This window comes from Jiella endophytica (assembly GCF_004519335.1).
Lineage (GTDB): Bacteria > Pseudomonadota > Alphaproteobacteria > Rhizobiales > Rhizobiaceae > Jiella > Jiella endophytica.
The window spans coordinates 219,224-239,708 of the sequence record NZ_SOZD01000006.1; the positions used below are offsets into that span (position 1 = coordinate 219,224).

21 protein-coding genes are annotated in these 20,485 nt (G+C 66.8%); 7 read left to right on the plus strand and 14 right to left on the minus strand.

The genetic code is table 11. The annotated features are described in order from the left end of the window. Positions 1 to 369: 369 nt before the first annotated feature. Positions 370 to 2,052 (minus strand): NAD+ synthase, encoded by a 1,683-nt coding sequence (locus E3C22_RS19350; RefSeq protein WP_134763512.1) that lies wholly within the window; start codon positions 2,050 to 2,052, stop codon positions 370 to 372. A 207-nt stretch (positions 2,053 to 2,259) separates the two neighbouring features. Here E3C22_RS19350 and E3C22_RS19355 point away from each other — a divergent pair, with 207 nt between their 5' ends. Together E3C22_RS19355 and E3C22_RS19360 are read left to right on the plus strand one after the other, a co-directional pair. Continuing rightward, positions 2,260 to 2,829, plus strand: coding sequence for a DUF1003 domain-containing protein (locus E3C22_RS19355; RefSeq protein ID WP_134763513.1), 570 nt, complete (start codon positions 2,260 to 2,262; stop codon positions 2,827 to 2,829). A 149-nt stretch (positions 2,830 to 2,978) separates the two neighbouring features. Then, a complete protein-coding gene (locus tag E3C22_RS19360; RefSeq protein WP_134763514.1) occupies positions 2,979 to 3,665 on the plus strand; it encodes a DedA family protein in 687 nt (228 codons plus the stop codon). A 34-nt stretch (positions 3,666 to 3,699) separates the two neighbouring features. Here the strand turns inward: E3C22_RS19360 and E3C22_RS19365 are convergent, their stop codons facing one another. The 6 genes from E3C22_RS19365 to E3C22_RS19390 all read right to left on the minus strand — a co-directional run bounded on the left by E3C22_RS19365 (position 3,700) and on the right by E3C22_RS19390 (position 9,521). Continuing rightward, a complete protein-coding gene (locus tag E3C22_RS19365) occupies positions 3,700 to 4,494 on the minus strand; it encodes a DODA-type extradiol aromatic ring-opening family dioxygenase (RefSeq protein WP_134763515.1) in 795 nt (264 codons plus the stop codon). A 126-nt stretch (positions 4,495 to 4,620) separates the two neighbouring features. Further along, on the minus strand, positions 4,621 to 6,003 hold the full coding sequence (locus E3C22_RS19370; RefSeq protein ID WP_134763516.1) for a class II 3-deoxy-7-phosphoheptulonate synthase: 1,383 nt from the start codon (positions 6,001 to 6,003) through the stop codon (positions 4,621 to 4,623). A gap of 222 nt (positions 6,004 to 6,225) precedes the next feature. Next, positions 6,226 to 7,035 carry a transglutaminase-like domain-containing protein gene (locus tag E3C22_RS19375; protein ID WP_134763646.1) on the minus strand — a complete coding sequence of 270 codons (810 nt, stop codon included), beginning with the start codon at positions 7,033 to 7,035 and terminating at the stop codon, positions 6,226 to 6,228. Positions 7,036 to 7,194: 159 nt separating this feature from the next. Then, a complete protein-coding gene (locus E3C22_RS19380) occupies positions 7,195 to 8,421 on the minus strand; it encodes a hypothetical protein (protein WP_134763517.1) in 1,227 nt (408 codons plus the stop codon). 32 nt (positions 8,422 to 8,453) lie between these two features. Then, positions 8,454 to 8,690 (minus strand): hypothetical protein, encoded by a 237-nt coding sequence (locus tag E3C22_RS19385; protein WP_134763518.1) that lies wholly within the window; start codon positions 8,688 to 8,690, stop codon positions 8,454 to 8,456. A 174-nt stretch (positions 8,691 to 8,864) separates the two neighbouring features. Then, positions 8,865 to 9,521, minus strand: coding sequence for a gamma-glutamylcyclotransferase family protein (locus E3C22_RS19390; RefSeq protein ID WP_245515079.1), 657 nt, complete (start codon positions 9,519 to 9,521; stop codon positions 8,865 to 8,867). A gap of 99 nt (positions 9,522 to 9,620) precedes the next feature. Here E3C22_RS19390 and E3C22_RS19395 point away from each other — a divergent pair, with 99 nt between their 5' ends. Then, complete coding sequence (locus E3C22_RS19395; protein ID WP_134763519.1) at positions 9,621 to 10,004, plus strand: MAPEG family protein; 384 nt, start codon at positions 9,621 to 9,623, stop codon at positions 10,002 to 10,004. Positions 10,005 to 10,092: 88 nt separating this feature from the next. After that, positions 10,093 to 10,998, plus strand: a complete 906-nt coding sequence (locus E3C22_RS19400) for an alpha/beta hydrolase family protein (protein ID WP_134763520.1) — start codon at positions 10,093 to 10,095, stop codon at positions 10,996 to 10,998. On the opposite strand, the gene E3C22_RS19405 is transcribed toward E3C22_RS19400, so the two are convergent. Beyond that, positions 10,911 to 11,810 (minus strand): DMT family transporter, encoded by a 900-nt coding sequence (locus E3C22_RS19405; protein WP_167591833.1) that lies wholly within the window; start codon positions 11,808 to 11,810, stop codon positions 10,911 to 10,913. The genes E3C22_RS19400 and E3C22_RS19405 overlap by 88 nt on opposite strands. Between E3C22_RS19405 and E3C22_RS19410 the strand changes: the two genes are divergently transcribed. The 3 genes from E3C22_RS19410 to E3C22_RS19420 all read left to right on the plus strand — a co-directional run bounded on the left by E3C22_RS19410 (position 11,784) and on the right by E3C22_RS19420 (position 14,275). Continuing rightward, positions 11,784 to 12,356: a LysR substrate-binding domain-containing protein gene (locus E3C22_RS19410; RefSeq protein ID WP_245515098.1), complete on the plus strand. Its 573-nt coding sequence runs from the start codon at positions 11,784 to 11,786 to the stop codon at positions 12,354 to 12,356. The genes E3C22_RS19405 and E3C22_RS19410 overlap by 27 nt on opposite strands. Further along, positions 12,353 to 12,769, plus strand: a complete 417-nt coding sequence (locus E3C22_RS19415; protein WP_134763522.1) for a hypothetical protein — start codon at positions 12,353 to 12,355, stop codon at positions 12,767 to 12,769. The genes E3C22_RS19410 and E3C22_RS19415 overlap by 4 nt, the downstream gene beginning before the upstream one ends. A 231-nt stretch (positions 12,770 to 13,000) precedes the next feature. Then, positions 13,001 to 14,275: a tlde1 domain-containing protein gene (locus E3C22_RS19420; protein ID WP_245515080.1), complete on the plus strand. Its 1,275-nt coding sequence runs from the start codon at positions 13,001 to 13,003 to the stop codon at positions 14,273 to 14,275. A gap of 99 nt (positions 14,276 to 14,374) precedes the next feature. Here the strand turns inward: E3C22_RS19420 and E3C22_RS19425 are convergent, their stop codons facing one another. The 6 genes from E3C22_RS19425 to gor form a co-directional block, all read right to left on the minus strand. Next, complete coding sequence (locus E3C22_RS19425; RefSeq protein WP_206026989.1) at positions 14,375 to 15,931, minus strand: DHA2 family efflux MFS transporter permease subunit; 1,557 nt, start codon at positions 15,929 to 15,931, stop codon at positions 14,375 to 14,377. Positions 15,932 to 15,962: 31 nt separating this feature from the next. Further along, on the minus strand, positions 15,963 to 16,475 hold the full coding sequence (locus tag E3C22_RS19430) for an isoprenylcysteine carboxyl methyltransferase family protein (protein WP_245515081.1): 513 nt from the start codon (positions 16,473 to 16,475) through the stop codon (positions 15,963 to 15,965). Position 16,476: 1 nt separating this feature from the next. Beyond that, positions 16,477 to 17,454 carry a type III polyketide synthase gene (locus E3C22_RS19435; RefSeq protein ID WP_245515082.1) on the minus strand — a complete coding sequence of 326 codons (978 nt, stop codon included), beginning with the start codon at positions 17,452 to 17,454 and terminating at the stop codon, positions 16,477 to 16,479. A 487-nt stretch (positions 17,455 to 17,941) separates the two neighbouring features. Next, on the minus strand, positions 17,942 to 18,211 hold the full coding sequence (locus E3C22_RS19440; RefSeq protein ID WP_134763524.1) for a hypothetical protein: 270 nt from the start codon (positions 18,209 to 18,211) through the stop codon (positions 17,942 to 17,944). A 17-nt stretch (positions 18,212 to 18,228) separates the two neighbouring features. Beyond that, positions 18,229 to 18,801 carry a helix-turn-helix domain-containing protein gene (locus tag E3C22_RS19445; RefSeq protein WP_134763525.1) on the minus strand — a complete coding sequence of 191 codons (573 nt, stop codon included), beginning with the start codon at positions 18,799 to 18,801 and terminating at the stop codon, positions 18,229 to 18,231. A gap of 119 nt (positions 18,802 to 18,920) precedes the next feature. Then, entirely contained in the window at positions 18,921 to 20,309 is a 1,389-nt protein-coding gene (gor, locus tag E3C22_RS19450) for a glutathione-disulfide reductase (protein WP_134763526.1), read from the minus strand. Positions 20,310 to 20,485 lie beyond the last annotated feature (176 nt).

Below are 20,485 nucleotides of genomic sequence, written 5' to 3' on the forward strand. Positions count from 1 at the left end.
CTATCCGGGTCCGCGAGTTTGAGAATGGAAAGTTCCTTATCCTCGACGGTAACTCGACGGCTACCGTAGCTAAAGCGGCCTTGTGGCCCGATATTCCATGTATCATCATAAGCCACTAACCCGGCCACAGCGGGACAGGTGGCGATGACTGAAAGAAAGGCTCAGCTCGTAATTACGGTGATTGAAATGCAGAGAATGAACAACGAAGCGGACAGCTTGACCGTAGATTTTGTTACCGTAACTTAAATTTTCTTGTACACAATAATCAACAGAAAAACGCAATTTCAAAGCGACTTTTCAGTGCGTCAATCCGAACGCTGCCGGTCTTTTATCTCTCCCAGGCGGAAGTGTTGGAACACGCCGTGCCCCTCACACCCCATCCCGAAATCGGTTGGTGATCGGATACCGCCGGTCCCGCCCGAAATTCTTCCGCGTCACCTTGGTCCCCGGCGCCGACTGCCGGCGCTTGTATTCGGCGATGTAGAGAAGCTTTTCGATGTGGGCGACCGTCTCGCGATCGAAGCCTCTCTCCACCAGTTCGTCGACGCCGCCGTCATGTTCCACCAGGTGTTCGAGGATGGCGTCCAACACGTCGTAGGGCGGCAGCGAATCCTCGTCCTTCTGGTCCTCGCGCAGCTCCGCCGAGGGCGGCTTCACGATGATCCGCTCGGGGACGACCTTGCCTGACGGGCCTAGCAGACCCTCCGGATGGTGTTCGTTGCGCCAGCGGGCGAGGCGGAAGACTTGCGTTTTGTAGAGGTCCTTGATCGGGTTGAAGCCGCCGTTCATGTCGCCGTAGAGCGTCGCGTAGCCGACGCTCATCTCGCTCTTGTTGCCGGTGGTCACCACCATGGCGCCGAACTTGTTGGAGATCGCCATCAGGATGACGCCCCGCGTGCGGCTCTGGACGTTCTCTTCGGTGATGCCCGAGGGCGTTCCCTCGAACATCGGTCCGAGCGCGGCGAGGAAGCCTTCGACCGGCTGTTTGATCGGCACGGTGTCGTAGCGGATGCCGAGCGCCTTCGCGCAGGCAGCTGCGTCTTCGAGGCTCGTCTCGGCGGTGTAGCGATAGGGCAGCATGACCGCGTGGACGCGGTCCGCCCCGAGTGCGTCGACCGCCATCGCCGCGCAGACGGCGGAATCGATGCCGCCGGAAAGTCCCAGCACCACCGACTTGAAGCCGTTCTTGTTGACGTAGTCGGCAAGGCCGAGGACGCAGGCGCTCCACACCGCCGCGTCGTCGCCGGGGATCTCGGCGACTTCGCCGCCCTCGCAGCGCCAGCCGTCACCGTCCCGCACCCAATCGGTGACGAACACGCCGGTCCGAAACTGCGGCAGCTGGAAGGCCAGCGAGCGGTCGGCGTTGAAGGCGAAGGAGGCGCCGTCGAAGAGCAGTTCGTCCTGGCCGCCGATCTGGTTGGCATAAACCACCGGCAGCTCGGCCTCGATCACCTGGCGAAGCACCACCTGATGCCGGATGTCGAGCTTGCCGCGATAGAACGGCGATCCGTTCGGCACGAGCAGGATCTCGGCGCCGGATTCGGCGAGGGTCTCGCAGACGCCGAGATCGCCCCAGATGTCCTCGCAGACCGGGATGCCGAGCCTGAGGCCGCGATAGTTCACCGGACCGGGCATGGGGCCCGGCTGGAACACCCGCTTTTCGTCGAACTCGCCATAGTTCGGCAGGTCGACCTTGGAGCGCCAGTTGACGATGCGGCCCTCGTCGAGGACGGCGACGGCGTTGTAGAGCCCCTCGCCCGTCCGCAGCGGGCAGCCGACGACGACGCCGGGCCCGCCATCGGCGGTGTCGGCGGCGAGATCTTCCACCGCCGCCATGCAGGCGGCGACGAAGGCCGGCTTCAGGACGAGGTCTTCCGGCGGATAGCCTGAGATGAAAAGCTCGGTGAAGAGCACGAGGTCGGCTCCGGCCGCGGCGGCTTCCGCCCGCGCCCTGCGGGCGAGCGCCAGATTCCCGGAGACGTCGCCCATCACCGGGTCGAGCTGCGCGACGGCAAGTTTCAGGCGGTTCGTCACATCGGCCATCGTCGGCATCTCCCCGGCTTGTCGCCGATCGTTTCGCGTGTCGTGGGCAAGGCCGCGGCCCGGGCGGCGCGACGCGCGGATTTCAGTCAGTGTCGGGCGCGCATCCCCGCGGCAGGCAGAGTGCGCTATCTGTTGCAACGGTTCCAGGACCGATGCGCTGCATCAGATAGCAAGGCCGGCCGCGGCAATCGAGATCCCATCCCCCTGACGACGGACATGACGACGGTGACACATTCTCTGAAGGACGGCGCCGAGCGCTGGTTCGGCCGCCCCGCGGAAAGCCTGCTTCCCCGCGAGCGCCGCATTCTCGAGCTGATCGGGCTGCGCCGACCGATCTCCTCGGAGCTGAAGCCGCACGGGCCGGAGGCGCTCGGCCTCGGCGACCGGCTGGCCGACAGGATCGCCGAGATCGGCGGCTCCTGGGCCTTCATCGTCTCCTTCCTGGTGTTCCTCTTCGCCTGGTCGCTCGTCAACACCGTCATCCTTCGAAGCGACGCCTTCGATCCCTACCCCTACATCTTTCTCAATCTCGTCCTGTCGATGCTGGCGGCGATCCAGGCGCCGATCATCATGATGTCGCAGAACCGCGCCGCCGCCAGGGACCGGCGCGAGGCGAGCCGCGACTACGAGGTCAATCTTAAGGCCGAGATCGAGATCATGGCGCTGCACGACAAGCTCGATCACCTGAAGGACCTTGAAATCTCCGATACGAAGCGCCTTCTAGCGGAGATCATCGACCGGCTGGAGAGGATCGAAGGGCGGGGCGCGGAGGACGCCATGCGGTGAGGCAACGGCCGGTGCCGGCCGCGTCATGCCCCCGCGACGGCGGGCGGCCACTTTCTTGTGCCGCAAAGTTCTGAAACAAGGCACGTTCGAAGCGCCGGGCCGCCCCCGCCAGGACGGCGCCCGCGAATGCAAGCCGATATGGAGTAACCGTGTACGAGATCCTGTCCCTGATCGCGCAGTTCGGCCCGGTCATCGTTCTGGCAGGCACCTTCTTCGAGGGCGAGGTCTTCGCGATCATCGGCGGTTTCCTGGCCTATCGCGGCTCTTATCCGTTCGAGATGATGATCGGCCTTGCCTTTGCCGGCTCGTTCTGCGGCGATCTCGCGGTGTTCCTGTTCGCGCGCTTTTCCTCGAACCACCGCTGGGTGCGGGCCTGGCGGGAGAAGCCGCGATTCGCCAAGGCGCTGTCGCTGGTCGAGCGCTACCAGGCCTATTTCGTCATCGTGAACCGCTATGTCTACGGGCTGCGCATGCCCGGGCTGGTGGCGCTCGGCATGTCGCGCATCTCGGTTCTGCGCTTCACCGTGCTCAATCTCCTCGGGGCCGGGCTCTGGGCCGGCATCTTCACCACCGTCGGCTATGTCTTCGGCTATTCGATCTGGTCGGTCTTCGCCAATCTCCAGGTGTTCGAACAGGGCGCGCTCTACGTCCTCTGCGGCGCCGCCGTGCTTCTGGCGGCCTATTTCGGCTGGAAGCAATGGGGACCGGTCATCCTCGACTGGTGGCGCCGGCCGGCGCGGCCGGAGCGCGAGGCTCGGGAACGGCGCGGCCTTGCCGCCCGCCTGCGGATGATGCTGCGCGGTCCGCGGCTGCGCGACCAGGGCTCCGAGGAGTAGTTCGAGCCACGGTGTTGCAGACGCTACATGAAGGTCAGGCCGCGCGTTCGAAGGCGAAGGCCTCCATGGCGAGCACGCCGAAGTCGCGGCTCTGATGCAGCATCCTTGCCGCGCCGCCGCCGGCACCGAGCGCCACGAAGAGCGGCATCAGATGCTCGTCGGTCGGGTGGTTCTCGCGGGCAAAGGGCGCCCTGTCGCGATAGTCGAGCAGCGCCTCGACGTCGCCTTGCGCCAGCCGCTCACCCATCCAGACGGCGAAGGCCTCGACCCAGTCCGGCACGGCGGCGGTGCGGTTGCCGACCTTGAGATGGGTGAAGGCCTCGCGCAGATTGTGGGTGAGCGAGCCGGATCCGATGACGAGCACGTCTTCCTCCGGCAGTTGCGAGAGCGCCACGCCGAGCCGGTGGTGATAGGCCGCGTCCTTGCCCGGATCGACCGATACCTCGACCACCGGGATTGCGGCCTCGGGGAAAGCCAGGATCAGCGGCACCCAGGCGCCGTGATCGAAGCCGCGGCCGGTGAGCACTTTTGCCCGGAAGCCGGCGTCCTCGAGCCCTTCGACGATCGTCGCGGCGAGCTTCGGATCGCCGGGCGCCGGATAACGCATCTCGTAGAGCTCGCGGGCAAAACCACCGAAGTCGTGGATCGTCTCGGGGCGCGCGTCACCGGTAACGAAGACACCGCCATTCGCCTCGAAGTGCGCGCTGGCGACGACGATCGCCCGCGGCTTCGGCAGGCTCGCCGCCAGATCGCGCAGAAAGGCCGTCGCGGCGGTTCCGGCGATCGCGATGTCCGGCGAGCCGTGGGAGATGAAGAGGGTCGGCAGCATGGGAGATCCTCCCGGTGAGTGAGACCGGAAGAATATGCCGAAGCCATCGAGACGTCAGGACGCCAAAGCCCCGACGCATTGTTCACAGCTTGAGCGATGAAATCCGCTCAAACTGAGAACAATCTCTCAACCCGCCGCCTGAGCCCGCTTTCCGGCGTCGGCGGCGTGGTCTTTCTTCAGCAGCTCGGCCACCAGGAAGGCGAGTTCCAGCGCCTGGTTGGCGTTGAGCCGCGGATCGCAGTGGGTGTGGTAGCGATCGGACAGGTCCTCGGCGAGGATCGGCCGGGCGCCGCCGGTGCATTCGGTGACGTCCTTGCCGGTCATCTCGATGTGGATGCCGCCCGGATGGGTGCCTTCTGCCGCGTGGACGTCGAAGAAGGCCTGAACCTCGGCGAGGATCCGCTCGAAGGGCCTCGTCTTGTAGTGGTTCAGCGTGATCGTGTTGCCGTGCATCGGATCGCAGGACCAGACCACCTTGCGGCCCTCGCGCTCGACGGCGCGGATCAGCTTCGGCAGGCATTCCTCGACCCGCTCGTGGCCGAAGCGGGTGATCAGCGTCAGCCGGCCGGCCTTGTTCTCCGGGTTCAGCCTGTCGATCAGCCGCAACAGATCGTCCGGCTGCGAGGTCGGGCCGCATTTCAGGCCGAGCGGGTTCTTGATGCCGCGGCAGAACTCGACATGGGCGTGATCGAGCTGGCGGGTACGGTCGCCGATCCAGATCATGTGGCCGGAAGTGGCGTACCAGTCGCCGGACGTCGAGTCGACGCGGGTCATCGCCTCCTCATAGCCGAGCAGCAGCGCCTCGTGGCTAGTGAAGAAGTCGGTCTCGCGCAGCGAGGGGTGGTTTTCCGCGTCGATCCCGATCGCCCGCATGAAGGCCATGGTCTCGGAGATCTTGTCGGCGAGCGCCCTGTAACGGTCGGCCTCGGGGCTGCCGGCGACGAAGCCGAGCATCCACTGGTGGACGTTGTCGAGATTGGCATAGCCGCCCTGCGCGAAGGCGCGCAGAAGGTTCAGCGTCGCAGCCGACTGCCGGTAGGCCATGATCTGGCGCTCCGGGTTCGGAATGCGCGACGCCGCGTCGAACTCGATGCCGTTGATGATGTCGCCGCGATAGGAGGGCAGCGTGTGGCTGTCCTTGGTCTCGTTGTCGGAAGAGCGCGGCTTGGCGAACTGGCCGGCAATGCGGCCGATCTTCACCACCGGCTGGGCACCGGCGAATGTCAGGACGATCGCCATCTGCAGGAAGGCGCGGAAGAAGTCGCGGATATTGTCGGCGCCGTGCTCGGCGAAGCTCTCGGCGCAGTCGCCGCCCTGCAGAAGGAACGCGCGGCCGTTTGCGACTTCGGCCAGAGAGCGCGTCAGCTTGCGCGCCTCACCGGCAAAGACCAGCGGCGGATAGCTGGCGAGCCGCCTTTCGGTCTCGGCGAGCGCGGCCGGATCCGGATAGTCGGGCATCTGCAAAACGGGCTTTGCGCGCCAGCTCGACGGTGTCCAATCCTTCGCCATTGCAATGTCTCCTGACCGGGCCAGCCGGTCGTCCTCGCCTCGGAAATCCTTGGGTTCTTCGCGATCGCTGCGCCAAAAGGCCGCCGGAAAGTCGCGTGAGCGGCCTTTAAGCACTTATCGATCAGTTTGTCATCACTTCAGGCACCGGATCGCTCTCGCACGGGAAGCGACCTCGGGATCCGGCTTTCGAAGCTGGCGCGAAAGCGTGCGGTCCTGCTCGTCTCAGCCCGCGATCTCGTCCGTCCAAACCTCAAAGCCGGTCAGCGTGTTCTGGCCGAAGGTATGGGTCAGCGGAACGTCGGCGGCATCGCGCCCCTGGGCGATCAGGATGCGGCCGATCCGCGGCTGGTTGTTGCGCGGATCGAATGTCCACCACCGGCCGCCGAGATAGACCTCCATCCAGGCAGCGAAATCCATCGGGCCGAAGGGCGGCGTCTGGCCGATATCGCTGACATAGCCGGTGCAGTAGCGGGTCGGGATGTTCATCGCCCGGCAGAAGGCGACGGCGAGATGGGTGAAGTCGCGGCAGACGCCGGTCTTCTCAAAATAGGCCTCGGCCGCCGTCTTGGTGGGCCGCGAATGTTCGTAGCCGAAGCTGATGTGGTCGTGGACGAAGTCGCAGATCGCCTGCACCCGCGCCCATCCCTCCGGCGTCTGGCCGAACAGCCGCCACGCCTCGTTGGACAACAGATCGCTCTCGCAGTAGCGACTCGGCAGGAGGAAGAGGATCGTTTCCGCCGGCAGGTCCTCGACCCGGTGCTGCATCGTGCCCGGAGCTTCTTCGTCCGGCAAGCCGTCGTCCTGGATCACGGTGTCGGTGCCCATGACGAAATGTCCGGCCGGCGCGACCAGGCGGTTGCACCAGTTGCCGAACGAGTCGCGATAGCTCTCGATCGGGACATGCGGCTCAGTCTGCAGGTGGTCCGGCCGCTCCAGCCGTCCGACGCGCGAGTAGTGGACGTTGAGGATGACGATCATCGGCGTCGGCGCGGGGAATTCGTAGGTCAGCCGGCAGCCCAGTCGAATTCGCATCATGCCACGCTTTCTCGGGGTGAGGCCCGGACGGAGGAAGCCGACGCGAGGCCGGATCGTCCGACGAGCATCGCGGTTCGACGCGAATCTTACGACTGTCGAGCCGACGATGACAGAGCCACAGCGAAATCGCGACAGGCCGGCGACGCTGCGCGCGCCTCAGCCGCCCTGCTTGCCGCCGGATCCGCCGCCCGAGCCGAGCTGTCCGACGGCGTTGCCTGCCGTGCGGGCCAGCTTGTCGAGAATGTCGTAGAAGATGTCGACGCTGAAGCCGAAGATGAAGGCGAGGAAGAGCGAACCGAAGGAGAGATTGACGATCCCGGCGTCGCTGATCACCGAGGGGGTGGTGAACCAGACGACGAAGATGCCGGTGAACGCCGCAAGGATCACCCGGAACAGCACCGCGCTGCGCGGCGGGTCCGGATAGATCGAGGTGATGTAGATCCGCATGAAGTACATCACCGCACCGAAGGCCCCGTAGAGCGCCGGCAGCAGCCACTGGGTGACGGTGGGATAGAAGTTGCGCACCACCTCGACCTTTTCCGACACCGACTCCTCGATCTGGATGAAGTCCGAGCCGTTCATCCGCAGCTTGCAGCGCAGGACGTATCTGGCGCCGCTCAAAAGGTCGACGCCCTGCAGGAAACGGGAGAAATTGTCGTCGCCCTTCTCGGTCGCGTCGATGATCTTGCGGGCTTCCGGCAGAAAGCAGTCGCCCTGCGGGACGTTGCGGCCATAGGTGAAGAGCATCGCCTTGATGCTGGCGATCGCATAGTCGAGGACATTGGCGTTCAGCGTCAGCCGCGCCGCCCGGTTGGCGACGGTGTTGAGGCGGATGTCGTAGCGGCGCAGCGTGTTCATCCTGTCCTGCAGAGCGACGGCGCCGCTCGACCTCGCAGGATCGGAGACCCGCAGGTCGAAGACGTCTTTCGCACCGAAGGCGGCGAAGATGATCTCGTCGAGCAGCGCCGCCTGTCGGTCATCCTCGAGCTGCGAGACTTCGACGAACAGCTTGTCCGCCTCGCGCTGCCAGCTGGTGTAGTAGGAGCAGAGGACGGCGAGGACGAGCGCGAGCCAGAAGAACGACCATTTGAACAGCCGGTCGATGAACGGTGTCACGCGCCGCTCCGGCGCTCCCTCGCCGTCGCGGGCGAAGGGATCGAAGCCCTGCTGCAGGTCGATCAGCGTCACCGGCTGGATCTTGTGCAGCGCCAGGCGCAGTTCCTGCTGCAGCGTCAGCGTTTCAGGCGTCGAGAGATCGGCGTCGGGCTTGGCGGCAAGACCCTGTATCGCCCTGGCGAGACGGTCGCTGTCGAGCTTGCCGCTCTTCAGGCCGAAATTGGCGACGAGCAGCGCATCGGCGCTGAGCTGGCGAAGATAGTCCAAACCGCCCTCCCATGGCCTGCGGCGCCGCGCCGCTAGCCGAGCGTTCCCGCCTGCGGCCCGGCGATCGACGGGCAGAAGCACTCGTTTCCGGGAATGCCGGGCGGCGAGGCCCAACACCAGAAGTGCTCGGTGAAGCAGATCGTGCCGGGGGCGTGGTCGGGGACCTGCGCGAGGGCGGGTCCGCTGAGGGCCGATAGAAGCACGACACCGGCGACAAGCAGCCGCGCGAGGAGGGCTGCCGGGGCCTGTTGCGCGAGCCGACGAGACATGACGCAAACTCCGTCGTCAGCGACCGTTGCGACCGGTCGACAGCTTCGCCCCGTCTCATCTTGGACAGTTTGTTTGACCGACGAAAGAAAATTCCTCGTGAAACCTGTCGGCGATCTTTCGGCAAGACTTCTGCACCGACCGGATTGCCCGTTCAGGCATCGACCTGCGCAACGTCAGCGGATCAGGACCGGCCGCACGCCCCGCGCCTCGACCAGCCGGTCGAACATCTCGGCCTCGCCCTCTTCCAGCGTCACCGGGCGCGGATAGCGCGGCGCGTTCCGGTCGGCGAAGAGGCGCGTCTCGAAGCCGTCGGTCTCCTCGACGAAGCGTCTCAGCCCGTCGTCGCCATAGAGCATGCGGAAACCCTGCATCACCGCGTCGAGATAGCTCTGCAGGATCGCCGACTGCCGGTCTTCGGCGCTCGGCGCACCGGGACGCGCCTCGTAGATATAGACGGGAATGTCCCTCAGCGGCGGCCGCTCCACCGTCAGCCGCCCGAGGTCGACGATCCGCCGCGCATAGCCCGCCTCGCGCTCGTCGACCGACGGCAGGTGATCGGCGAGATCGTAGACGACGACGCCATGAACGCCCGCCTCCTCGTCGCGCTTGACGGATAGGAGCGACATCGCCTCATTCGCCTCGCGCGGCAGCCATACCCGCCGCCAGCCGGCGGCCTCCGCCCGTCTTATGCCGAGGAACTTGGTGCGCAGGGTGCGCGGATTGACCAGCGATCCGTAGCCGAAATAGGCGACGACGCGGCCCTCGGCGGCGAGCTGTTCGAGGTCGGGGTGGTCCGGGTGAATCTCCATGAGCGCGGCATAACGCAACATCGCGGCGGATCAAGCCACGATTTGTGCAGCGCAAGATTACCTACCGCGGCGGGGCATAAAAATGCTATGGCTGACGCATCGTCCGCCGGAGCGTGAGCCATGCCGATCGCCGCCCTCTATGCCGCCATCCTGACACCCGTCTTCCTTGCCCTGTCCGTCCGGGTCGTCCTGCGCAGGAACAGCCTCGCGACGATCATCGGCGACGGCGGCGACGCCGCCCTGAGGCGCCGCATCCGCGTCCACGGCAATTTCTGCGAATATACGCCGATGGGGCTGATCCTGCTCGCTTTGGCGGAAAGCCTCGCGACGCCAGCCTGGGCCCTGCATGTCGCAGGACTCGCCCTCGTCGCCGGCCGGCTGCTTCATGCCTATGGCGTCTCGCAGCTGGCCGAGATCATCGGCTGGCGGATCGTCGGCATGGCGGCGACCTTCGCCTCGCTCGTCGTCAGCGCCATCGCCTGCCTGATCGGCGCGATCGGATGATCCGGCCTCGCTCCAGCGGATGCCGCAGCGAGGCGTTTCGACAGCCGCCCGCCTTGACGTGAACGTAAGCGTCATCCACTTTCGACCAATGCCGACCTTCACCCACCCACCCGGCACCACCGCTCATGCGGCCTTCTTTCCGGTCTCGCAGCGCGAAGTCTCGATCGAGACCGCCGATGGCGTGATGCTTCCGGCCACGCTGTTCACCGGCGAGGGACGCAAGCCGGCGGTGCTGATTTCGGAAGCTGCGGCAGTGGAGCGGCGCTTTTATCGCGCCTTTGCGATTCATCTGGTCGAACAGGGGGCCAGCGCCGTTCTCACCTACGACTATCGCGGTGTCGGCGCCGCGGCGAAGGGGCCGAAGGCCGGCGAATTCCGCATGAAGCACTGGGGCGTCCACGACCTGCCGGCCGCCCTCGCCACCCTCGAGGCCGAAGTCGGGGACGGGCCGATCGTCGGCGTCGGCCATTCCTTCGGGGGCGTCGCCCTCGGCCTTAGCGGCGTCTCGGAACGGTTCGAGCGCTACTGCATGGTCGCCTCGCTGAACGGCTATTTCAGGAACACCGCCGAACCGCTGACGGTGTACGCCCGGATGGCGATTGCCGGCGTACCGACGACCTGGCTGCTCGGCCACATCCCGGCCGCCGCCGGCCTCGGCACCGCGCTTGCCGGGCCGATCTTCCGGGACTGGACGCGCTGGTGCCGCAACCGCGATTTCCTGTTCGAGGACGCCTCCGTTCCCGAATCGCAGCGCTTCGCCGACGTCCGCCTGCCGCTCCTGTCGATCGGGATCGGCGACGACCGCTGGGGCACGCCCAAGGCCGTGGCGGAACTCCTGAAGCATTTCTCCAATGCCGAGATCGACGAGGTCTGGCTGCGGCCCGAGGATGCCGGCGACGAGATCGGTCACATGGGCTTCTTCCGCCGCGAGATGCGCGGTCCGCTCTGGCCGGTCGCGACGGACTTTCTCCTCGATGGCAGGCGGCCAAGCTGAGGCTTGCGGGCGGCGAGCACGGCCGCCAGCCCGACGAGACCGATTCCGGCGAGAGAAAGAAGGCCCGGCACCTCGCCGAAGAACAGCGCGCTCCAGGCGACCGCGAAGACGAGATAGGAATTGTCGAACAGGCCGACGACCGCCGGCTCGGCCAGCTGATAGGCCCGAGCGACGGCGACGGCGATCACCGCCATCAGCGCGCCGAGCAGGCAGACGAGCCCGATGTCGGCGGCGGACAGCGCCGGCCAGGCGGCAAGCCGGCCTGCTACCTCGCCTGCGTCGAGGTCGAACCACCCGGCAGAACCCACCGCGGCCGCGCCGGCCGCCGCCAGAACGAGATTGAGGTTCAGCGCCATGGCGAGCGGCGCCTCGCCGGCGCAGCGGTGGCGGGTGACGATCGCCGCAAAAGCGTAGCAGGCGGCGGCGAGGAAGGGCATCGCTGTCGCCGGCGACAGAGCGCCGGCATCCGGGCGCAGTGCCAGCATCACGCCGCAGAGCCCCAACGCGGCGGCGACCCATCCCGAAAGGCCGATTCGCTCGCCCGGCATCAGGGCCGAGAATGCCGCCATCATCAGCGGCGCGGTGTAGAGCGCCGCCGCCGCCACGGCCAGTTCCATCTCGGGCAAAGCGCCGTAATAGGCGAACCACATGCCGGTCAGGAGCAGGCTGCGCAGCGTCACCCAGAACGGGCCGATGACGTCGCAGCGGAAGCGACGCGGCTTCGCGGCAGCGCGCGCGGCGGCGAGGTCGTTCTGTTCTGCCAGCTCTGCGAGGCGTTCTACTGGCTGACGCCGCGGCTTGCGGGCTTCCACGCCGCCCATCCCGAGATCGAGCTGCGGCTGCAGTCATCGATCCGGCCGCTCACCGAGAGCGGCGGAGGTTTCGACGTGGCGATCCAGACCGCCGGCAGGCCATCCGGCACCAGCCGCCTCGCTTTCGCTGTTGACGACGTCGTCTTCCCGGTCTGCTCGCCCGATTATCTCGGAGAAACGACGCCGCCCCTCCGCCTTGAAGCCTTGCAGGAGCACCGGCTGCTCTCCCACCGCGTCGCGCCGCAGGACTGGCTCGACTGGCCAGATTTTTTTGCGCTGGCAGGTCTGCCGCAGGCCGTCGCAAAAAACGTCATGGCCTTCGACAGCTATCCGCTGGTGCTGCAGGCGGCGATCGCCGGCCAGGGCATCGCCCTTGGCTGGCGGCGAACCGTTTCGGGGCTTCTCGCCGACGGCTCGCTGCTGCGGCCATGCCGCGAGAGCCTCGATCGGCCGCGGGAGTTTTGCGTCTATGTCAGCCCGCAGGCCGGCAACCGGGCGGAGACCGGGGCGCTGCTGGCTTGGTTGCGCCGGGAACTCGCATCATGAGTTGCGGCCAACATCAGGATCGTGAGAGGCTCGCCGGGGCGGGCGAAGACGGCCGGATCCGTGAGCAGATGCAAAAACGCATCAATTGCCGCAATTATGCCGCTTCCGCCAGGTTAAGTTCGTTGACAGTTGCTGGAGGGGTTCAGCACTCAACACATATGGCGGCGCAGAGCCGTCCTGGATTTCCCGGCGCGGCAACGCGTCATGCCGGCGATCGCCGCTCGCATTCTGCGGGCGACGCGTACTCCGGCAAGGCCTTGCATGGCATTGCCGGTTTGGCCGGCAGGGTTAAAATTCGGTGGGCGAAACGAATTGGTTACCAAGATTCGCCGATGATGCATGAAACGATTGGCGGGCCGGCGAAAAACGCCGGTGTCGGGCAAAGGGGGCTCTCCGCCGATCATCGCGAATGAAGCGAATGGGGGACGCGGTTGACCGCAGAGAACGTTGAGGGGATGCGCCCCGAGGGGTGCCAGCCGGCGCGCGCGACGCGCGGCTCCAGTCGTCGCGCCCTTTGGACGGGCGCCCTGGCCATTTCGGCAACGGCCGCGATCGCGGCCGGGTCGATCGCCTTCCTCGCCGAATCGTCGAAGGCGCCCGGTGCGAGCCGCGCGGCGAAGAATGCCGTCCAGCGGCAGGCCGGCATGATTCGTCTGGCCTCGCTCGAGGGGGCCGGCCACCGGCAAGACGCCGAGGCCGATCGGACCGGCCGGATCTTCGAGCCGCTCGCCGCAAAATCCGGTTTCGGACAGGCGCAAGGCCACGAGCTCGCCGAGCGGGGTGGCCGGGTCTTCCATCCGACCGTCGCGGAGACCAGCCGCAAGGACAATCTCACCGTCGCAGCGCTGATGCCGGCGCCGCCGAAGGCCGCAAAGACGATCCTGCGCGCGATCCCGAAGGCGCTCGAGGCCAAGGTCGCCGACGAACCGGCACCGACCGTCAAGCCGCGCCACCAGCTGGCAGACAGTCGCCCGGCCAGCGGCCAGGGCGCGCTCGCGCTCCTCGCCGCCTTCGATCCGAAGCCGGCGCCGCGCCCCGTGCTGGAAGGCACCGCCGTCGCCGCCTACCAGTCGGCCGACGTGCCGCGGCCGTCGCTGCGCCCGGAAATCGACGCCGAGATCGCCACGGAAGCGTCCGAGCCGGCGGGCGAGGCAGTCCTCGCCGCGGTCCCGCTGCCGGCGTCGCGGCCCGAATCCCAGGCCGGCAAGGAAGTCAAGGTCGCAAGCCTTGGCCCCGAGGCCGGACCGGGCCCGCTCGGCACCGCCGGCGACGATCTCACCGCCCTCGCAGTGCCGCTGCCCGAGCGCCGGCCCGACTATACCCCGCCGGTGGTCGCCAGCCCGCAGCCGCAGCCCGAGCAGCCGGCCCAGCGCCCGGCGGAGCGCCGCGCTCCCGCCGTCGCCAGCACCCGGCCGAACGTTCCGGGTCGGGACACCGACGACGGTCCCAGCTTCTTCGAAAAGCTGTTCGGTCGCGGCGGCTCGGCCAAGCTGCCGGGAGCAGGCAGCGGCATCGCCGTCTACGACATCTCCGCCCAGACCGTCTATCTCCCCGGCGACGGCAAGCTTGAAGCGCATTCCGGCCTCGGCCACATGCAGGACAACCCGCGTTACGTCGCCCAGAAGATGCGCGGCCCGACGCCGCCGAACGTCTACAATCTGCGCATGCGCGAGGCGCTGTTCCACGGCGTCGAGGCCATCCGGCTCCTGCCGGCGGACGGGCGCAAGAAGTACAACCGCGACGGCCTCCTCGCCCACTCCTACATGTATATCGGCGGCGGCGACCGCTCCCAGTCGAACGGTTGCGTCGTCTTCAAGAATTACGACCGCTTCCTCGCAGCCTTCAAGCGCGGCCGGGTGAAGAGGATGATCGTCGTGCCGAGCCTCGACGAACTGCCGACCTACATGGCGGCACTGTAGATCGGCGCGCGGGATTGGTACCAGCGACCGGAAAGCAATCTTCCGGGCCGCGGGTAGCAGGCCGAAACCTCTGCCGCCGAGCCGGACCATCGGCCCGTTTCAATGCATGGCAGAGACCCCGGCAGCGCCGGAGCGGCGCGGTGCCAGCAGTGCCAGGCCGCAACCGACGAAGGTGACGCAGGCGACCATCGCCCAAGCCTCGTTGATCGCCAGTGTCGTTGCCGCCTTCTCCACCATCGGCCTGACGACCGCGACCACCTCGGGGTCGGAGGCTCGCGCCGTCGCCTCCAATGGTATTCCAACGGTTTCAAAGGCTTTCGGGTCGAGCCCGGCAAGCCCCGCAGCGAGCGCTTTCGCGTGAAGCGGCGCGCGTCCGTAGACCACGGTGTCGATCAGCGCGATGCCGATGGCACCACCGAGATTTCGCATCAGGTTGAAGACGCCGCTCGCGTCGGGCACCGTTTCCGGCGGAAGATTCCCGAGCGCCAGCCGCGTCGGTGGCAACAGGCAGAACATGATCGCCGCGCCGCGCACGACCTGCGGCCAGAACATGCCGGAAAAGTCCGTCTCGACGGTCTGTGCCGTGCTCATGGCGAGGCCGATACCGAACGTACCGAAGCCGGCGAGCGTTAGCAGGCGTGCATTAACGCGCTGCTCCAGCGCGACGGCCACGGGTGCGGTCGCCAGCTGCGCAACGCCCGTCACCAGCATGACGAGACCGATCTCCAGTGGCCCATGCTCCCGCACGAAGGCGAGAAACACCGGCATCAGATAGACCGAGCCGTAGAGGCCTATGCCGAGAATGAAGCTCAGCGCGCAGCCGAGGGCAAAGCCGCGGTCCTGAAACGCCCGAAGCTGCACGATCGGACGGATTCGTCCGAGCATGCGCATCACGAAGAGGCAGCCGGCAAGAACGCTGGCGGCGAGAAGCGCCATGACCGGCGCGGTCAGCCAGCCGCCGTCAGGCGCTTCCTTGAGCCCGATCTGAAGGCTGGCGAGACAGAAGGCCAGAAGCGCCAGCCCGGCGACGTCGAGGCTGCGCAGCAGCGAGCGGTCGCCCATGACCCGCGGCAGCGTCGTCAGCCCGAGACCGCAAGCGGCGATCCCGGGAACGACATTGACGAGGAAGAGCCAGTGCCAGGAGCCCGTCTCGGTGATCCAGCCACCAACGATCGGCCCCACTGTCGGTGCGAGCACTGCCAGCATGCCGGCGAGCGTCGTTGCGAGGCCCTGGAAGCGCAGGGGAAAGAGCAGGAACACCGCCGAAAACACCAGTGGGATCAGCATGCCGCCGAAGAACCCCTGGACCACGCGGGCCATCACCAGGCTGGCGAAACCGGTGCTCGCGGCGCAGCCGATCGAGGCGAGCGTGAAGCTGCCGACGGCAAGGGCGAAGAGGCTTCGCATCCCGACAGCGCGGGTGAGCAGGCCCGTCAAGGGAATGGCGATGACTTCGGCGATCAGATAGGCGGTCTGGATCCAGCTCATCTGCTCGGCCGCGATGCCGAGCGCGTCGCGGATCGCCGGCAGGGACGTCGCGACGACCTGAATGTCGAGCACCGCCATGAACATGCCGAGGCACATGGCGGCAAAGCCGATCCATGTTCCGGCCGAAACCCTCTCCGAGGGAGCTGATGCCGGCGTCCCGGCCGTCATCACCGGAACGCCCGATGGCCGGCCGCGCCGCTCATCCGCGATGCCGGCGAAGCGCCGAAGCCTCGGCGGGAATACGGATCATCAGGATGCCGGCATTGAGCAGGGAGAACAGGATCGCGATCTCCCAGAGTCCGAACACGGCCGGCAGAAGGAAGATCTCGCAGACAACGACGAGATAGTTCGGATGGGCAAACCATCGATACGGCCCCCTGGCAACGAGCGTCTCGCCCGGCTTGACGATGATCCGCGTGGTCCAGCGCCGGCCGATCGAAGCCAGCACCCAGAAGCGGGCAAGCTGGACGATGGCGAACAGCACCAGCGGGACGACGAGGATCGGCCTTCCCTGCGCGTAGAGCCAGAGCGCGATCAGCCATGCCGCATGGACGAGCACGATCAGACCGTAGTGGCCGGAGGCGACCTCGAACGCTCCCTCCGCAATGAGCCGCTGCGTGTTGCGGCGCGCGAGGAGGAGTTCGACCAGACGCTGCCCCGTCACATAGGCGAGGATGGCAAACCCTATGGGAAAGGCGGCGTCTCCGGTCACCTCAGGCGTCCAGCCTCACGAAACTGCCGGTGAACCCCGGCCCCAGAGCCGCAAGCAGCGTCGGGCCGCGCAGTCCCTGCTCGAGCTTGCGCTTTAGGACGAACAGCACCGTCGGCGCCGACATGTTGCCGAAGTCGCGCAGAACCTCGCGCTCGCAGGCGAGCGAACCCTCCTTGAGAGCGAAGGTCGGTTCGAGCGCCTCGATCACCTTGGCACCGCCGGGATGAAAGACGAAATTGTCGACGTCGTCCAAAGTCTCGCCGTTTCGCGCCAGCATCGCCGTCGCGGCGGGACGCATGCGCTCGCTCACGAGGGTGGGGATCGAGGCGGAGAACACCGCCGTAAAGCCGACAGGGTCGACATTCCAGCCCATGACGTCGAGGGTGGAGGGCCAGAGATGCTCGCCCGCCGCGACGACCTTCGGGCCTTCCGGCCCCGCCGCCGTCGTCAGCACCAGCGCCGCGGCGCCATCGCCGAAAAGCGCCGTTGCGACGATGTTGCTCTTGGTCAGCGAATCGTCACGGAAGGCAAGCGTACAGGTCTCGACGACGACGAGGAGAACCCGGGAACCCGGTGCGGCACCGGCCAGCTGAGCAGCGAGCGCCAGGCCCGAAGCCCCCCCGGCACAGCCGAGACCGAACACCGGCACCCGGCGGATATCGGGCCGAAATCCAAGTTCCTGATGGGCGCGGGCTTCGAGGGTGGGCGTTGCGACCCCCGTCGAGCTGACCGTGACGACCGTGTCGATCAGTTCGGCTCGCAGTCCGGCGTCATCCAGAGCCCTGGACGCCGCATCGACGAAAAGCGAAGTCGCGCCATCGAGATAGGCCGCCGTGCGCTTCTCCCAGTCCTGCGGCCGGTGAAACCAGTCGATCGGCTCGACGGAATACCGGTTGGCGATGCCGCTGTTTTCGAAGACCGGTCGCATCCGCTCGAAATCGCGGAAACGCCCGGCGAACATGTCAGCCGCATGAGCCACCACGTCTTTCTGGGAAAGCCGATGCGGCGGGACTGCCGTCGCCAGCCCGACGATCCGGGGTTGCGCTTTGGGATTTGCCTTCTGCCCCGCGCTCGAATGGCTGACGTCCTGCCGGCCGTCCGTGTCTGAAGAGGGGGATGAGAAACGCGATGAAATCTCGCCAGGCGTCGTTTCGAGGACCGGATGGTCCATGGTGTCTGCTCATTACTGGCCACACGGGGCGGTGCATTTGCAGCCGAACAACATGTTGATCTTAAATGCGTTCCGCTCATAGCCGAGCCCGTGACGCTTTCACGCACCCGGCGCCAGAGTTGGCCCGGCCTCTGTGCGTACTGTCGCTCGGAGGTCGCTCTATCGCTCCCACGGCGCAGCAGACCCGCTCGCCGGTCCTCGCGCGACAGCTTGGCTGGGACCTCGTCACCGACCCTTCGGCCGCCATCGGTTGGAAGGCCATGGCGGTATCGAACCGGTTTTTTGTCGGGCCGGCCTATTCGGGGCTCACCCGGAAGGGCGAAAACGGCAGATCCGCAAGCTGGCGCTCGTCCATGCGTACGAGATCCGGATGGGTCAGCGGGTCCCGCCGCCAGTCCGGCGACTTGCCACCGGCGCCGCGGCGGCGCGCATCCGGGATCCGCCGAGGTCCGAGAGGCCATCCGCGAAGCCCGGTCAGGGCAGAGATCAGCAGCGTCTTCAGTGAGGGCGGTGAAAGGGTCGTCGTCATGGCGACGACCATGATCCCGGCGACGGATCGGCTCAATCGCCGGAATATTTCATTCAGCCGGTCCGGTCGGCCCCGTCCCGCACCAGCCGCGCCATGGTGCCGTTCGACAGCGGGATGCGAGTCCAGACGATGGTGCCGGGCTCGATCCACAGCGTCGGGCAGTCGTGGAAACGCGTGGTGAACTGCATTTCGGCCGAGGCCGCCTCGTGCCAGCCGGTCTGAAGCAGCCGCCACTCGGCCTCGATGATGTCCTCTGACGCGCAGGACCAGAGTGACAGGCCGCAAAGCTCCACGGCATTCCTGCGCCAGCTCCTGAGCCTGCCGGGCGATGCGGCGAGCAGCCGGTGCGACAGGTCGCAGACGAGGTGCATCGGCTCGGAGGAATTGGCAACGAGGCTGACGAGCGCCTGGTCGGCGGCCGAATCCGCCCGCGCCCCGATCATCCGGGTGAGCGCCGCCTTCTCCCGGGCGGTCAGCTGGCCGCGGCCGGCCTCCCAGCGCGAAACGGTCGGCTGCGAGACCGCCAGCATCGCGGCGACCGTCTCCTGCTTGACGTCGTTCAGCCGCCGCCAGCGCCGCAGCGAGCGACCGATCAGCGCCGAGGTCAAGGGGAGTGCGAAGGTCATGTCCGTGCCGGATCCTACAGCATCGGCCCGAAAGTCGGAACCGATTTTCCGAAAAGCACGATGCGCGGTGATCAACAAGCGGGAGCGTAGTTTGCGCGCCCGAACGGACGTGCGCTGCCTCAGACCCGCTCGCCGTTCTTCACGCGATAGCTCGGCTGGTACATCGTCACCAGCTCTTCCGCCGCCGTCGGGTGGACGGCCATGGTGGCGTCGAACTGGTCCTTGGTCAGCCCCGCCTTGACGGTGATGGCGAGCACCTGGGCGAGTTCGCCGGCATCCGGCCCGAGGATATGGGCGCCGAGCACCCTGCGGCTGTCCGCATCGACGACGAGCTTCATCAGCATCCGCCCGTCGCGGCCGGAAAGGGTGTTCTTCATCGGCCGGAACGAGGCCCGATAAATCTCGAGCCCGGCATATTGCCGGCCCGCCTCGTGCTCAGTCAGCCCGACGACACCGAGCTCCGGCTGAGAGAACACCGCAGTCGCGATCGAGCCGTAGTCCGGCTTGGTCGGCTTGCCCCGATAGAGAGTCTCGATCAGGCACATCGCCTCGTGGATCGCCACCGGCGTCAGCTGCACGCGATGGGTGACGTCGCCGATGGCATAGATGTTTTCGGCGCTCGTCCGTGAATAGTCGTCGATCTTGATGGCGCCGCGCTCGTCGAGCTCGACGCCGGCCGTCTCGCAGCCGAGATTTTCCGTATTGGCAGTGCGGCCGATCGCCAGCATGATCTGGTCGGCGACCATCACCTCGCCGCTCTTGCAGGTCGCGGCGAGGGTCCCGTCCTCGCGCATGTCGACCCGCTCGAAGGTATCGCAGCAGTGGACGCGCAGGCCCTTCTTGTCCATCGCCTGGTGGAGCTCGTGCCTGAGGTCGTCGTCGAAGCCCTGGAGGATTTCCTTGCCGCGATAGACCAGCGTCGTCTCGACGCCGAGGCCGTGGAAGATGTTGGCGAATTCCACCGCGATATAGCCGCCGCCGAGGATGGCGATACGCTTCGGCAGCTCCTTGAGGTGGAAGGCCTCCTCGGAGGTGATGCAGTGCTCGGCGCCGGGCATTGCCGGGTGGCGGTTTGGCCGCCCGCCGGTGGCGATCAGGATCTGGTCTGCGGTGACGCGCTCGTCGCGGCCGATCAGCCGGATCTCGTGCGGCCCTTCGAGGACGGCGCGGTCGGTGATCGTCACGGCGCCGGCCTTGCCGGCATTCACCTCGTAGAGGCCTTCCAGCCGCTCGATCTCGCGATCCTTGGCGGCGATCAGCTTCTGCCAGTCGAACTGCCTCTCGCCGACCGTCCAGCCATAGCCAGCCGCATCCTCGAAGGCCTCGGGAAACTGCGAGGCATAGACGAACAGTTTCTTCGGCACGCAGCCGCGGATGACGCAGGTGCCACCGAAGCGGTATTCCTCGGCGATCGCGACCTTCTTGCCGAGCGAGGCTGCGACGCGCGCCGCCCTGACGCCACCCGAGCCGCCGCCGATGACGAAGAGGTCGTAGTCATATGCGCTCATCGCGTGCCGTCCCGATCACTGGCCCGGCGCGCCGCCGCCGGGCAATCTCCGCCCCGGATGGTCGGGGCCGTCATCGCCTCTTACGATGTTTCGATCCGAAATGTTTCGCTGCGCTGACGCATCCTGGCGTATGCGCGAGCCAGGCGTGCCCAGGCCCTGCCGCAAGGCGGCGGCTC